Source organism: Streptomyces hawaiiensis (genome assembly GCF_004803895.1).
Taxonomy (GTDB): domain Bacteria; phylum Actinomycetota; class Actinomycetes; order Streptomycetales; family Streptomycetaceae; genus Streptomyces; species Streptomyces hawaiiensis.
In genome coordinates this window covers 8,295,023-8,307,402 of the sequence record NZ_CP021978.1, presented here as the reverse complement: position 1 = coordinate 8,307,402, position 12,380 = coordinate 8,295,023, and the positions used below count along the sequence as shown (strand labels likewise).

Below are 12,380 nucleotides of genomic sequence, written 5' to 3'. Positions count from 1 at the left end.
AGCCGTAAGTCGTAGCGGACCGGCTCTTGCCCGGGAAGGCGGGCACCCGTACGCTCACGGCCGTACCGACTGGACGGTATGCAGCCGAGGAAGGTCGCCGCAGATGAGCACGATGAACCGCCAGATACGCCTGGCCGCACGTCCCGTGGAAGAGCCGCGTCCCACCGACTGGCAGCATGTCGAGGAGCCGGCGGTGCAGCCGGGCGACGGGGAGTTCCTGGTACAGGTGCTCTGTCTGTCGATCGACCCGGCGATGCGCGGCTGGATGAACGCGGGCAGGTCCTACATCCGCCCGGTGGAGATCGGCGAGGTGATGCGCGCCGGCGCGGTGGGGAGGGTGGTCGCTTCCCGGCACTCCGGGTTCGCGGTCGGCGACCATGTGTCGGGCACGTTCGGCGTGCAGGAGTACTGCGTGTCGGACGGACGCGGCGTGACCAAGGTCGACCCTGCGGCTGCTCCCTTGCCGACGTATCTCGGCACGCTCGGCATGTCGGGCCTCACGGCCTACTTCGGCCTGATCGAGGTCGGGCGTCCCGAGCCGGGGCAGACCGTCGTGGTCTCCGGAGCAGCCGGGGCCGTCGGCAGCGTCGTCGGGCAGATCGCCAAGATCCTCGGCTGCCGGGTCATCGGCATCGCCGGCGGCGAGGCCAAGTGCCGCCTGGTGGTGGACGAGTTCGGATTCGACGCCGCGATCGACTACCAGAGCGAGGACGTCCGCAAGGCCCTGCGCGAGCACGCCCCCGACGGCGTCGACGTGTACTTCGACAACGTCGGTGGCGACGTTCTGGACGCCGTGCTGCTGCGGCTGGCGCGCGGCGCCCGCGTCGTGGTCTGCGGCGCGATCTCCCAGTACAACAGCACCAAGCCGCAAGGCCCGGCCAACTACCTGTCGCTGCTGGTGAACCGCGCCTCCATGACGGGCATCGTGGTGTTCGACTACGCCGAGCGATACGCGGAGGGCATCGCACAGCTGGCCACGTGGCGGGCGGAGGGCCGGCTGAAGTCCTTGGAGGACGTGGTGTCCGGCTCGGTCGCGGCGTTCCCCGAGACCCTCATGCGCCTGTTCCGTGGTGACAACCGCGGCAAGCTGGTGCTGAAGATCGCGGACTGACCGGGCCGAGGGGAGGGAGGGATCCGATGAAGGCACTGACCTACCACGGCCGTCACGACATTCGCTACGGGGACGTCCCCGACCCGGCCGTCACCGGCCCCGCCGACGCGGTGGTGCGGGTGACCGCGGCCGGCATCTGCGGCAGCGACCTGCACATCTACGACGGCAACGCCTTCAGCCCGGAACTGGGCTACACACCGGGACACGAGTGCGTCGGCGTGGTCGTCGACACCGGCGGCCAGGTCACCCGCTTCAAGCCCGGCGACCGGGTCCTGGTGCCCGCCTCTGTCGGCTGTGCGCAGTGCCGGCAGTGTACGGCCGGGTTCACCGCCCGATGCGAGCGCGCCACGTCGAGCACGGAGCTCTGCTACGGAGTCGGCCCGAAGCTTCCGGGCAGCCAGGCCCAGGCCCTGGCGGTGCCCTGCGCCGATGTCAATCTGGTGCACCTGCCCGAGGACATCTCCGACGAGGCCGCCCTCGTCCTGACGGACAACGCCCCCACCGCCTGGTACGGCTGCCGCCGTGCCCGCATCCAGCCCGGTGAGACCGTCCTGGTCATCGGCCTCGGCCCGGTCGGCCTCATGGCCGCTCAGTCCGCCTTCGCGATGGGCGCGGCACGGGTGCTGGGCGTGGACCTGGTCGCGGAGCGCCGCGCCTTCGCCGCAGGCCTGGGCGTCGAGCCGGTCGAGGGTGACGACGCGCGGACAGCCATCCGGGACATGACCGCCGGCCGCGGGCCCGACGCCGTGGTGGAGGCCGTGGGTTCCGACGCCACCATCCAGCTCGCCCTCAAGGCCGTCCGGCAGGCCGGCCGGGTCAGTGTCGTCGGGGTCAGCCAGAGCAAGGCCTTCCCGTTCCACGTGGGATGGGCGCAGGTCAAGGAACTGGAGTTCGCCATCGGGCTGTGCTCGGTGCACTACGAACTCCCTCCCCTGATCGCCCTCACCCGTGCCGGACGGATCAAGCCCGAGGTCGTGGTCTCCCACCGCTTCGCCCTCTCCGACGGACCGGCGGCGTACGCATTGTTCGCAGGCCGCTCCGACGGCGTCCGCAAGATCGTTCTCGACCCGACGGGCTGACTGCTCCCCGGCCATTCCCTGCCAGGCGTTCAGGCGGTCTCCTAGGGTGAGTCCCTCGGAAACCGGAGGCCGTCATGTCACAGCGTCACGAAGCCGCCCGACCGACCCGTCCGCGACTGAAGCCGCTCGCCGAAGAACAGTGGGACCCACGGACCAGGGAACTGCTGGCCGCCGCTCCCCACGACCCCGGGGGCGGGATCCCGAACATCTTCACCACGCTCGTGCGCCATCCCGATCTCTACGAGCAGTTCATGCCTTTCGGTGGCCAGTTGCTCGGCAGGGGCCGACTGCCGGGAGACGTGCGCGAGTTGCTGATCCTGCGCACCGCGTGGAACACCGGCGCGCGGTACGAGTGGGGGCGGCACCTCCCCCTGGCCAGGGCCGCGGGCGTCACGGACGCGGACATCGACCGCATCGGCCAAGGGCCGGAGGCACCCGGCTGGGCGGACCTCCAGAGGCAGCTGATCCGCGCGGCGGACGAACTGCACGGCGATGCCACGATGTCCGACGCGACCTGGGAGGCTCTGGCCGAGCACTTCGGCGACGCCGAACTGATCGAGATCGCCATGCTGGTGGGGCAGTACCACATGGTGGCCTTCTTCCTGAACGCCACCGGTGTGGAACTGGAGCCCGGCTTCGACAGCACCGGCTTCGCGGCGGGGGAAAGGGACGACGGGTGAGGGGCACATGGAGCAGCCGGCCCGTCACCTGGGCCGGGGGCAAGACGGCCGGCAGCGACGCGGATTCCGTCCTTGCCGCGGAAGTGCCGGTAGACCGAACTCACCGGCGAACCGCATGCGGCGGAGATCATCGAGAGGGACGTGGCGGCTGAGCCGACTGCGAGCCGTCGCCTGTCGGTCTGCGGCCCCAGGCCGAGATCATCGGCGAGGTGGCGAGGTCCAGGCGTCCCGCCTCGACGGCGGCGAGATGCCCGTCGATCTCCTCGTCCGTGGCGAGGCCCGCGGCGACGAGCTTGTCGCGCACCTGGCGGACGGTGGCCGCCTCCAGGACGTCACAGGCGGGCGAGGTGATCGGGAAGTAGGCGTCGGCCTCGACGTCCACCAGGCCCGCCTCGCGCAGCAGCCGGGGCAGTCTGCGTCCGTAGGAGAGGTCGGCACCGCGCTGCCGCAACAGTTCACGGAAACCGGTGCGGAGCCGGTTGGCCCGCTCCTGCTCGGGGCCGTGCTCGTCGGGGCAGATCAGCGGCTGCAAGGCGGGGTCGGCGTCCTCGACGAGCAGCAGCCCGCCGGGACGCAGCGCGTGGATCATGGCGCGCAGCGCGGCGTCGCGTTCGGTGACGTGGACCAGCACGAGACGGGCGTGCACCAGATCGAAAGGACCGGGCGGAGGGGCGTCGCGGCCGACGTCGTGCCGGAGCACCTCGACGCCCTCGGTGGCGGCCGTCCCGGTCCAGGACACGTCGATGTCGGTGGCGAGCACGCGCCCGCCGGGCCCGACGCGCTCGCGCAGCCACGCGGCCACACTCGGCCCGCCGGCCCCGACCTCCCAGCACCGCCACCCCTCGGCGACCCCCGCCGATGCGAAGTGCCGGAACGTCGAGGTGTCGAAGAGGGCGGACAACGCGTCGAAGCGCGTACCGGCCTCGGCCTGCCGGTTGTCCAGGAGGTACCCCTCGTCCTGATCCATGCGGCGATCATGCCACGAGCACGGAAGGGGCGGTTCAGCGCGGTTGGCGGGGCGGCAGCCGGTGCAGTTCCACGTCGGTGAGCCGGCCGTCGGTCGCGGTGGCGGTCATGTAGGTGCAGTGGGGCTGTGCGCGGCGGTCCGTCGGGGAACCCGGGTTCAGCAGGCGCAGCCCGGTGGGGGCCGTGGTGTCCCAGGGGATGTGGCTGTGGCCGAAGACCAGCACGTCCAGATCGGGGAAGCGGGCGGCGCACCGCCGCTCCCGGCCCTGCTTGGCGCCCGTCTCGTGGATCACGCCGAACCGCACCCCGCCCAGTTCCGCGTACGCCACCTCCGGCAGCCTGGCCCGCAGATCCGGCCCGTCGTTGTTGCCGTACACCCCGACGAGCCTGCGGCAGCGGGTCTCCAGCAGATCGAGGGTGTCGGTGTCGACCCAGTCCCCGGCATGGAACACGACGTCGGCGTGCGGGAGTTCGGCCAGCAAGGGGGCGGGCAGGGTCTTGGCGCGCTTGGGCAGGTGGGTGTCGGACATCAGTAGCAGACGCACATCATCACCCTAGAAGGTGCCGTTCAACCGGCGACGTAGGCGCGATCCACATCAGCTCCGGACCGGGCCCCAGCGCCGCCCCCTGGTCCAGGCCACTCTGGACGCCGCGACCACCGAGCGCACCCTGCTTCTCGCCGAGCTCTACCGCCCGCGGCCCACGGTGGCGCCTGCGCACCGTGGGGCAGGGGTATGAGAGGGGACTGGGCGCTCTTGCCCGGGGTTACGGTGTGGATGCCTCCGACTGACGCGCACTTTGACCGTGAACAGACAGACGGCGCAGCTCAGTTGCCGTGCGGGTGGAGATGATCACGGCCAGGTCTCGAAAGGTGAGGCGGCATCGCCGACCGGGTTAGCATCGGGCAACACGCAGTACAACAGGACGTCTACGGCAAGCGACCCGAAGGGGCCCGGAAACCCGATGCCGGTCAAGGTCAGCGTCATCATTCCCGTGTACAACCCGGGGATGTACATCGAGGACTGCATCTCCTCGCTGCAGCGGCAGTCGCTGCCTCCCGACGAGTTCGAGGTGATCTTCGTCGACGACGGCTCCACCGACGAGACCCCGGCCCGGCTCAACGCGCTCGCCGCCGAGGACCCCCGGATGAAGGTCATCCACCAGGAGAACTCCGGCTGGTCGGGCAAGCCCCGCAACGTCGGCATCGAGGCCTCCCGGGGCGAGTTCGTGATGTTCGTCGACAACGACGACTACCTGGGCGACGAGGCCCTGGAGCGGATGTACGACTACGGCGTGGCCAACGGCGCCGACGTCGTCGTGGGCAAGATGGCCGGCAAGGGCCGCGGGGTGCCGGTGGAGCTGTTCCGCCGCAACCACCCGCGCGCCACCGTCGAGAACGCCCCGCTCATCGACAGCCTCACCCCGCACAAGATGGTCCGCCGGGCCTTCCTGGACCGCATCGGCCTGCGCTTTCCCGAAGGCCGACGGCGCCTGGAGGACCACGTCTTCGTCGCCGAGGCGTATCTGCGCGCGGAGAACGTCTCCGTGCTCAGCGACTACGTCTGCTACTACCACCTCCGGCGGGACGACGGCTCCAACGCCGGCTTCGAACGCTTCGACCCCGTCGGCTACTTCAGGAACCTCCGCGAGGCTCTGGACGTCGTCGAGCAGTACACGGAGCCCGGCCCGGTGCGCGACCGGCTGTTCCGGCGCTGGCTGCGCGTGGAGATGGTCGAGCGGCTGCGGGCCCGGCGCTTTCTGAACCTGCCGGACGACTACCGCAGGGAGCTGTTCGGGGAGATCCACGAGGTCGTCGTCGAGCGCTTCGGGCCCGGTGTCGCGGCCGGTCTGCAGCCGACGCAGCAGGTCGTCGCCGCGCTGACGGCGGCCGACCGGTACGACGACGTGGTGGCCTTCGCGCAGTGGGAGGCCGGCGTCGCCCCCACGGCGACACCCGGGGACATCGAATGGCGCGACGGCTCACTGACCATCGGCTTCACGGCCGAGTACCTGTCCGACGGCGAACCGATGCTGTTCCCCGCCGACGCCGAGGCCGCGCCGCTGACCGATGTGCCCAAGGACGTGCCCGAGGCGGTGCGGTGGGTGGCCTCGGAGACCGCCGCGCGATTCGGGCAGGCCACGGCCGATCTGCTGCTGCGAGAGCGCTCCAGCGCCGCGCAGTACTTCCAGCCGGTGGAGTTCACCCGCGAGACCGTGCCGGCCGGGGACGGCGGGGAGGTCCGGCTGATGCTGCGGGCCACCGCCACGGTCGACCCGGCCGACCTGCCGCGTGACGGCGCCTGGGACGCGCTCGTCCGGGTGAAGACGGGCGGCTGGACCAAGGAGTGCCGGCTGGGTCCGGCGCCGCGCGAGGACCGGCCCACGCCGGGCGTGGGCGTCGTCGGTGACCGGCCGGTCCTGCCGTACTGGACCGAACCGCACGGCAACCTCTCCCTGGAGGTCGGCGCGCGCGGCAAGCGTCTCGGGCTGGGCCGCGTGGAGCTCGGGGACGTCGCCGTCTCCGAGGGGCGCTTCCGTCTCCTGCTCCCGGTGCACGTCACGGGCGAGACCGGGGTGCGGCTGAGGTTCGTCTCCTCCCGCCGGATCCTGGAGGTTCCGGGCACGCTCTCCCCCGACGCGGACCGGCCGGGCTCGGTGCTGGCGGCGGCGCTGCCCGCCGAGGATCTCTCGGACGACGTCTGGCGGGTGGCCGTGTGCCTGAACCCCGGCGCCGACCGGGCCCGCTTCACCGGCCTGCCGTTCGCCCTGCGGGCCGGGGGCGGGAGCGTGCTGGTGACGCCGGCGCCCGGGCCCGGTGTCGCGCTGCGGCTGGCCCGGCGCGCCCGACGCGTCCTCGGTGTCGCGCGCCGGAAGGTGAACTCCCGTATCAGGACCGGAAGGCGGTGACGGTATGCGACCCCTGGGGATAGAGGGCGCCTGGGTTCTGGAGCCCAAGATCTTCCCGGACGACCGGGGCAGCTTCCTCGAGTGGTACCGCGGTGCGGAGTTCCGCGAGGCGACGGGTCACGATCTGTCGCTGGCCCAGGCCAACTGCTCGGTCTCCAAGCGGGGCGTGCTGCGGGGTGTGCATTTCGCCGCTGTGCCGCCCAGCCAGGCCAAGTACGTCACGTGCGTACGCGGTGCCGTCCTGGACGTGGTGATCGACATCCGCCTGGGCTCCCCCACCTACGGGAAGTGGGAGGCCGTCCGGCTCGACGACGACACGCGGCACGCGGTGTTCCTCGCGGAGGGCCTCGGCCACGCGTTCATGGCCCTCACGGACGACGCGACGGTCGTCTACCTGTGCTCGGAGGGCTACGCCCCGGGCCGCGAACACGGCATCCACCCGCTCGACCCGGCCCTGGGCATCGAGTGGCCCGAGGGCATCACCCCGCTCCTGTCCCCCAAGGACGAACAGGCCCCGACCCTGGCGGAGGCGGAACGCCAGGGGCTGCTGCCGTCGTACGACGCCTGCCTGGCGTACTACGAGGAACTGCGCGGGCGGGCCGGGGGCGGCTGACGCCTGAGGCGCGCAGGGCGCCGGCCAGGCACGACGCAGGCCCATGGTGCGCCCGGCCCGTCATGCGTCGCGGGCCGGGGCCTGCCACGGCCCGCGACATGAGGCGGACCGGGCGCACGGCGTCCGCCGTCGTACCAGGCCTCCGACGGCCGAAGCCGGTGGAGCCGCTCCGCTCCCGCCGCGGCCGTCGAGGTAGGGCACCCGCGGCTCCCTGAGCCGGTGTCCCGCTGGGCGGCGACCGACCCGCAAGCCCCGGAGCCAGGTCCCCGGACACACCGCAGGCCCGGACGCGCGCGGCGTCCGGGCCTGTGCCCCGTAAGGCCGGGAAGGCCGTCGGCGCCGGCCGCCCCCGGAGGGTGGCCGGCGCCGTTCGTTCAGCGGCTCACACCGACCTGCTGCAGGGCCTTGCGCAGGGGCTCCCAGCCCACGGCGCGGGGCAGGCCGCGGTTGCGGGCCTGGGCGAGGGGACGCCAGAAGCCCGCTTCCACGAGGGCCTCGGGGCGGACCGCACCGGCCCGTTCCAGGATCGCCTCGGGAACCTTCTGCGGGTCGGGGATCTTGTACTCGGCCATGATCTCGTCGTACTTGTCGTGCAGGACCCGGTTGTTCGGGTCGGCGCCGAAGACGACCAGCTGGCCGGTGGGGGCGGTGTCCACCTGCACCGTGACCAGGTCGGGGCGGTAGCGCGCCAGTACCTCGGTGATCTTGTAGACGTCGCCGGTCCAGGCGTTGGTGTGCCGGTCCCGGGCCGCCTCGTCGATGCTGCGCGGCAGCATGTCGTCGAGGACGATCACACTGCCCCAGTCCGAGTACTTCTCGACGTTCATGAAGTCGCGCAGCGCGAACTCGAACAGGTGCATGCCGTCGATGAACGACAGGTCCAGCGTCGTGCGGCGCCAGTAGCCGATCGGGCTGCGGCCGCGGCGCAGGTTGCGCAGCGGGTGGCGGCCGCCCTTGAGGTGCTGGAGCGGATTGTCACGCGCGAAGAAGTCGTCGCTGGTGGCCTTCACCAGGTGGACGTCACACCTCAGCTCCGAGACCACCTTGAAGGCGGGGTCGATCGCGATGCTGGGGACCCGGGACAGCGTCAGGCTGCGCCCGTCGTTGACGCCGATCTCCAGGTAGTTGCGATTGGCGCTGACCTTGTGCAGTTCCCGGAGGAACTCATGGCGTTTCACGAGGAAGACCTTCCTTGCGGATGCGGGGCAGTGCTTCGTGCAGGGCGGAGCGCCAGTCGCGCGGCAGCGGCAGGCCGATCTCCTGCCACCGGCGGTGCGCGAGGGCGCTGTACGCCGGGCGGGGCGCGGGCCGGGGGAAGGCCGCGCTGCTGGTGGGGCGCACCCGGTCCGGGTCGGCGCCGATGAGGGAGAACACCTCGCGGGCCAGGTCGTACCAAGTGGCCTCGCCGGAGTTGGTCGCGTGGAAGACGCCGTGCACCTCGGGGCCGAGCCGGGGTCCGAGGTCGGCGATCCACTCGGCGACGTCCGCGCTCCAGGTGGGCTGCCCGCGCTGGTCGTCGACGACGTCGAGGGTGTCGCGGCGGGCTTCCAGTCCGATCATGGTGCGGACGAAGTTGGAGCCGTGGACGCCGTACAGCCACGCCGTGCGCAGCACCGCGCTCGCCCCGGGGAGCTCTTCCAGTACGGCCCGCTCGCCGGCCAGCTTGGTGCGGCCGTAGGCGGTGCGCGGGCCCGTCGGATGGTCCTCGGGGTAGGGGGTGGTGCGGGCCTCGCCGGAGAAGACGTAGTCCGTGGAGACGTGGATCATGCGGGCGCCGTGCGCTGCGCAGGCCCGGGCCAGCACACGCGGACCGTCCCCGTTGATCTCCAGGGCGCGGGCCTCGTCGGTCTCGGCGTCGTCGACCGCCGTGTAGGCGGCGCAGTTCACGACGAGGCCGGGGCGGTGCTCCCGCACGGCGGCGTCGACGGCTTCGGGGCTCGTGATGTCCAGGGACGCGCGGTCGAGGCCCGCGACGGTCTCGCCGCGCCGCGTGAGTTCACCGACGACGTCACGCCCGAGCATTCCGCCCGCCCCGGCGATCAGCCACCTCATGCCCGCTCCTGGGCGACGCGCCGCTTCAGGGGCTCCCACCAGGCCCGGTTGTCGCGGTACCAGGCGACGGTCTCGGCGAGGCCGGTGGTGAAGTCGTGGCGGGGGCGGTAGCCGAGTTCGTCACGGGCTTTGGAGCAGTCGACGGAGTAGCGCAGGTCGTGGCCCTTGCGGTCCTCGACGTACTCCACCCGGTCCCAGTGCGCTCCGCAGGCGTCCAGGAGCAGGCCGGTGAGCTCCTTGTTGGTGAGCTCGGTGCCGCCGCCGATGTTGTAGACCTCGCCGGGCCGGCCCTGGGTGCGGGCGAGGTCGACGCCCTGGCAGTGGTCGTCGACGTGCAGCCAGTCGCGGACGTTGCGGCCCTCGCCGTACAGCGGCACCTTGTGGCCGTCGAGGAGGTTGGTGACGAACAGCGGGATGACCTTCTCGGGGAACTGGTGCGGGCCGTAGTTGTTGGAGCAGCGTGTGACGCGCACGTCCAGGCCGTGGGTGCGGTGGTAGGCCAGCGCGAGCAGGTCGGAGGAGGCCTTGGAGGCCGAGTACGGCGAGTTCGGCTGCAGCGGGTGGTCCTCCGGCCACGAGCCCGACTCGATGGAGCCGTAGACCTCGTCGGTGGAGACGTGCACGAACGGGCCCACGTCGTGGCGCAGGGCGGCGTCCAGCAGGGTCTGGGTGCCGAGGACGTTGGTGCGGACGAAGTCGGCGGCGCCGCTGATCGAGCGGTCCACATGGGACTCGGCGGCGAAGTGCACGACCTGGTCCGCGCCTGCCATCAGCTTGTCGACCAGTTCGGCGTCGCAGATGTCGCCTTGGACGAACTCCAGCCGCGGGTGGGTCAGTTCGAGGTTGTCGAGGGTGCCGGCGTAGGTGAGCTTGTCCAGCACGGTGATGCGTGGCGCGTCGGGCGCGTCCGAGGCGAGGAGTGCGCGCACGTAGCGGGAGCCGATGAACCCGGCGGCGCCGGTGACGAGGAGGTTCATGAAGTGATCTGCACCTTGCTGTGATCTCCGAGGACGAAGCGGTGGGCGCGGGGGACGCTGGGCGCGGGGGTCACCTCGACGTGCCGGCCGATCAGCGAGGCCTCGATCCGGCCGACGCCCTGGATCGAGGAGTCCCGCAGCACGATGGAGAACTCCAGCTCGCTGTCGGTGACGCGGCAGTTCTCGGCGACGGAGGTGAAGGGACCCACGTAGGAGTTGCTGACGAGGGTGCCCGCGCCTATGACGGCGGGCCCGACGATACGGGAGTTGACGATCCGCGCGCCCTCTTCGACCACCACTCGGCCGATGGTCTCCGACGCGTCGTCCACCTCGCCGTCGATACGGCGCTCCATGGCTTCGAGGACCATGCGGTTCACCTCGAGCATGTCGCCGACGTTGCCGGTGTCCTTCCAGTAGCCCGTGATGACCGTGGAGCGCACGTCGGCGCGGGTGTCGATCAGGTGCTGGATGGCGTGGGTGATCTCCAGTTCGCCGCGCCAGGACGGTTCGATGGCGCGGACGGCCTCGTGGATGAGGGGCGTGAACATGTAGACGCCGACCAGCGCGAGGTCGCTCTTGGGCTGGTCGGGTTTCTCCTCCAGGCCGATCACCTGGCCGGACGGGTCGAGTTCGGCGACGCCGAAGGCGCGCGGGTCGGCCACGCGCGTGAGCAGGATCTGGGCGTCGGGCCGGTGGGCCCGGAACTCCTCGACGAGCCCGGTGATACCGCCGACGATGAAGTTGTCGCCGAGGTACATCACGAAGTCGTCGTCACCGAGGTAGTCCCGGGCGATCAGCACCGCGTGGGCCAGCCCGAGGGGCCGTTCCTGGGGGATGTAGGTGACCTTGAGGCCGAACCTCGACCCGTCCCCCACCGCTTCCTCGATCTCCTCGGCCGTCTCCCCGACGATCATGCCCACGTCGGTGATGCCGGCCTCGGCGATCGACTCCAACCCGTAGAACAGCACGGCCTTGTTGGCCACGGGCACCAGTTGTTTGGCCGACGTGTGTGTGATCGGCCTCAGTCTTGTTCCTGCGCCGCCGGACAGCACGAGAGCCTTCATTCGGTTCACCTTAGTCGTGATCCGGCGGATGTGAACATCACTTCTTCAGTTGTCGACGCGCGGTGTTACCCCTCTCGTCACCACGCGGCCGTCCGGAGAGGGATCAGTCCTCACCCCGGACGATGTTCCACTCGGCCCCGGAGCGCGCCACCCCGGGGGTGCCCCGGTCCTCGACTGCTGGGAGGCAGGTGCGCAGCGCGGCCTTTCCGCGCAGGCGGCGCGCCTTCGACCAGCCGGTCTCGTGCTGACGGACGACGGGCTTCTCACTGGTGTCCATGGACTCCACGACTCATCATCTTCCTTCTGCTTCCACTGATGTTCGAGTCCCCAGTGAAAAACCGAACAAACCCGGACCCGGCCGCCTGTGCCCCGCTGCCGAACTCCCCTGCTCCTGCCCGGTGTTCGGAGGAGGTGTTCACAAGACATACGACGGTCCCGCGCACGGCGAGGTGCGCGGGACCGTCCGGTGGGGCGTTGTCCGTCAGGCGTTGGGGCGCGCGGCGCTGATGTCGCCGAGCGCCGACTCCGGGTCGCGCTCCATGGCCATGTCGCCCAGGGAGACGATGCCCACGGGGTGCCCGTGGTCGACGACCGGGATGCGGCGCACGGAGTGCTCGCGCATCAGCTCCACCGCCTGGGCCAGGTCCTCGTCGGGGCTGACGGTGACCAGTTCGTCGCTGCACGCGCCGGCCACGGTGATCTGCTCCGGGTCGCCGCCCCTGCTGACCGACCGGACCACGATGTCGCGGTCGGTGACCAGGCCGCGCAGATTGTCGCCGTCCGTCACCAGGACGACTCCGAGGTCCTCGTCGCGCATGATGCGCGCCACCTCGGCGACGGAGGTCTGCTGCTCGACGGTGACCGGGTCGCCGGTCATGATGTCGCGGACATGCTGAGCCATGACGTTCCTCTTCCTTCGGCTCGTGGCGGT

At 71.2% G+C, this 12,380-nt stretch carries 13 protein-coding genes and 1 pseudogene; 6 read left to right on the top strand and 8 right to left on the bottom strand.

Annotated elements, in window-relative coordinates:
• Positions 1–103: 103 nt before the first annotated feature.
• The 3 genes from CEB94_RS37675 to CEB94_RS37665 all read left to right on the top strand — a co-directional run bounded on the left by CEB94_RS37675 (position 104) and on the right by CEB94_RS37665 (position 2,870).
• Positions 104–1,111, top strand: coding sequence for an NADP-dependent oxidoreductase (locus tag CEB94_RS37675; protein ID WP_175436417.1), 1,008 nt, complete (start codon positions 104–106; stop codon positions 1,109–1,111).
• A 26-nt stretch (positions 1,112–1,137) separates the two neighbouring features.
• A complete protein-coding gene (locus tag CEB94_RS37670; protein ID WP_175436416.1) occupies positions 1,138–2,190 on the top strand; it encodes an alcohol dehydrogenase catalytic domain-containing protein in 1,053 nt (350 codons plus the stop codon).
• A 74-nt stretch (positions 2,191–2,264) separates the two neighbouring features.
• Positions 2,265–2,870: a carboxymuconolactone decarboxylase family protein gene (locus tag CEB94_RS37665; RefSeq protein ID WP_175436415.1), complete on the top strand. Its 606-nt coding sequence runs from the start codon at positions 2,265–2,267 to the stop codon at positions 2,868–2,870.
• Positions 2,871–2,997: 127 nt separating this feature from the next.
• On the opposite strand, the gene CEB94_RS37655 is transcribed toward CEB94_RS37665, so the two are convergent.
• Positions 2,998–3,837: a class I SAM-dependent methyltransferase gene (locus tag CEB94_RS37655; RefSeq protein ID WP_175436414.1), complete on the bottom strand. Its 840-nt coding sequence runs from the start codon at positions 3,835–3,837 to the stop codon at positions 2,998–3,000.
• A gap of 34 nt (positions 3,838–3,871) precedes the next feature.
• Positions 3,872–4,381: a metallophosphoesterase family protein gene (locus CEB94_RS37650; protein WP_175436413.1), complete on the bottom strand. Its 510-nt coding sequence runs from the start codon at positions 4,379–4,381 to the stop codon at positions 3,872–3,874.
• 29 nt (positions 4,382–4,410) lie between these two features.
• Between CEB94_RS37650 and CEB94_RS41375 the strand changes: the two are divergent.
• The 3 genes and pseudogenes from CEB94_RS41375 to rfbC form a co-directional block, all read left to right on the top strand.
• A pseudogene (locus CEB94_RS41375) lies at positions 4,411–4,626 on the top strand (TerD family protein); the annotation flags it as partial.
• Positions 4,627–4,799: 173 nt separating this feature from the next.
• The gene (locus tag CEB94_RS37645) at positions 4,800–6,743 is read left to right on the top strand and encodes a glycosyltransferase family 2 protein (RefSeq protein WP_175436412.1); all 1,944 of its coding nucleotides are present in this window, start codon (positions 4,800–4,802) and stop codon (positions 6,741–6,743) included.
• Between the two features lie 4 nt (positions 6,744–6,747).
• Positions 6,748–7,356, top strand: a complete 609-nt coding sequence (gene rfbC / locus CEB94_RS37640) for a dTDP-4-dehydrorhamnose 3,5-epimerase (RefSeq protein WP_175436411.1) — start codon at positions 6,748–6,750, stop codon at positions 7,354–7,356.
• A gap of 374 nt (positions 7,357–7,730) precedes the next feature.
• Here the strand turns inward: rfbC and CEB94_RS37635 are convergent, their stop codons facing one another.
• From CEB94_RS37635 to CEB94_RS37610, 6 genes are all read right to left on the bottom strand, one after another.
• The gene (locus tag CEB94_RS37635) at positions 7,731–8,534 is read right to left on the bottom strand and encodes a class I SAM-dependent methyltransferase (RefSeq protein WP_175436410.1); all 804 of its coding nucleotides are present in this window, start codon (positions 8,532–8,534) and stop codon (positions 7,731–7,733) included.
• Positions 8,521–9,408, bottom strand: coding sequence for a dTDP-4-dehydrorhamnose reductase (gene rfbD / locus CEB94_RS37630; RefSeq protein ID WP_175436409.1), 888 nt, complete (start codon positions 9,406–9,408; stop codon positions 8,521–8,523). Before rfbD ends, CEB94_RS37635 begins: the two co-directional genes overlap by 14 nt.
• Positions 9,405–10,385 (bottom strand): dTDP-glucose 4,6-dehydratase, encoded by a 981-nt coding sequence (gene rfbB / locus CEB94_RS37625; RefSeq protein WP_175436408.1) that lies wholly within the window; start codon positions 10,383–10,385, stop codon positions 9,405–9,407. The genes rfbD and rfbB overlap by 4 nt, the downstream gene beginning before the upstream one ends.
• Entirely contained in the window at positions 10,382–11,449 is a 1,068-nt protein-coding gene (locus CEB94_RS37620) for a glucose-1-phosphate thymidylyltransferase (protein WP_175436407.1), read from the bottom strand. The genes rfbB and CEB94_RS37620 overlap by 4 nt, the downstream gene beginning before the upstream one ends.
• Before the next feature lie 103 nt (positions 11,450–11,552).
• Positions 11,553–11,726 carry a hypothetical protein gene (locus tag CEB94_RS37615; protein WP_175436406.1) on the bottom strand — a complete coding sequence of 58 codons (174 nt, stop codon included), beginning with the start codon at positions 11,724–11,726 and terminating at the stop codon, positions 11,553–11,555.
• 204 nt (positions 11,727–11,930) lie between these two features.
• Positions 11,931–12,350, bottom strand: a complete 420-nt coding sequence (locus CEB94_RS37610) for a CBS domain-containing protein (protein WP_175436405.1) — start codon at positions 12,348–12,350, stop codon at positions 11,931–11,933.
• Positions 12,351–12,380: the final 30 nt, after the last annotated feature.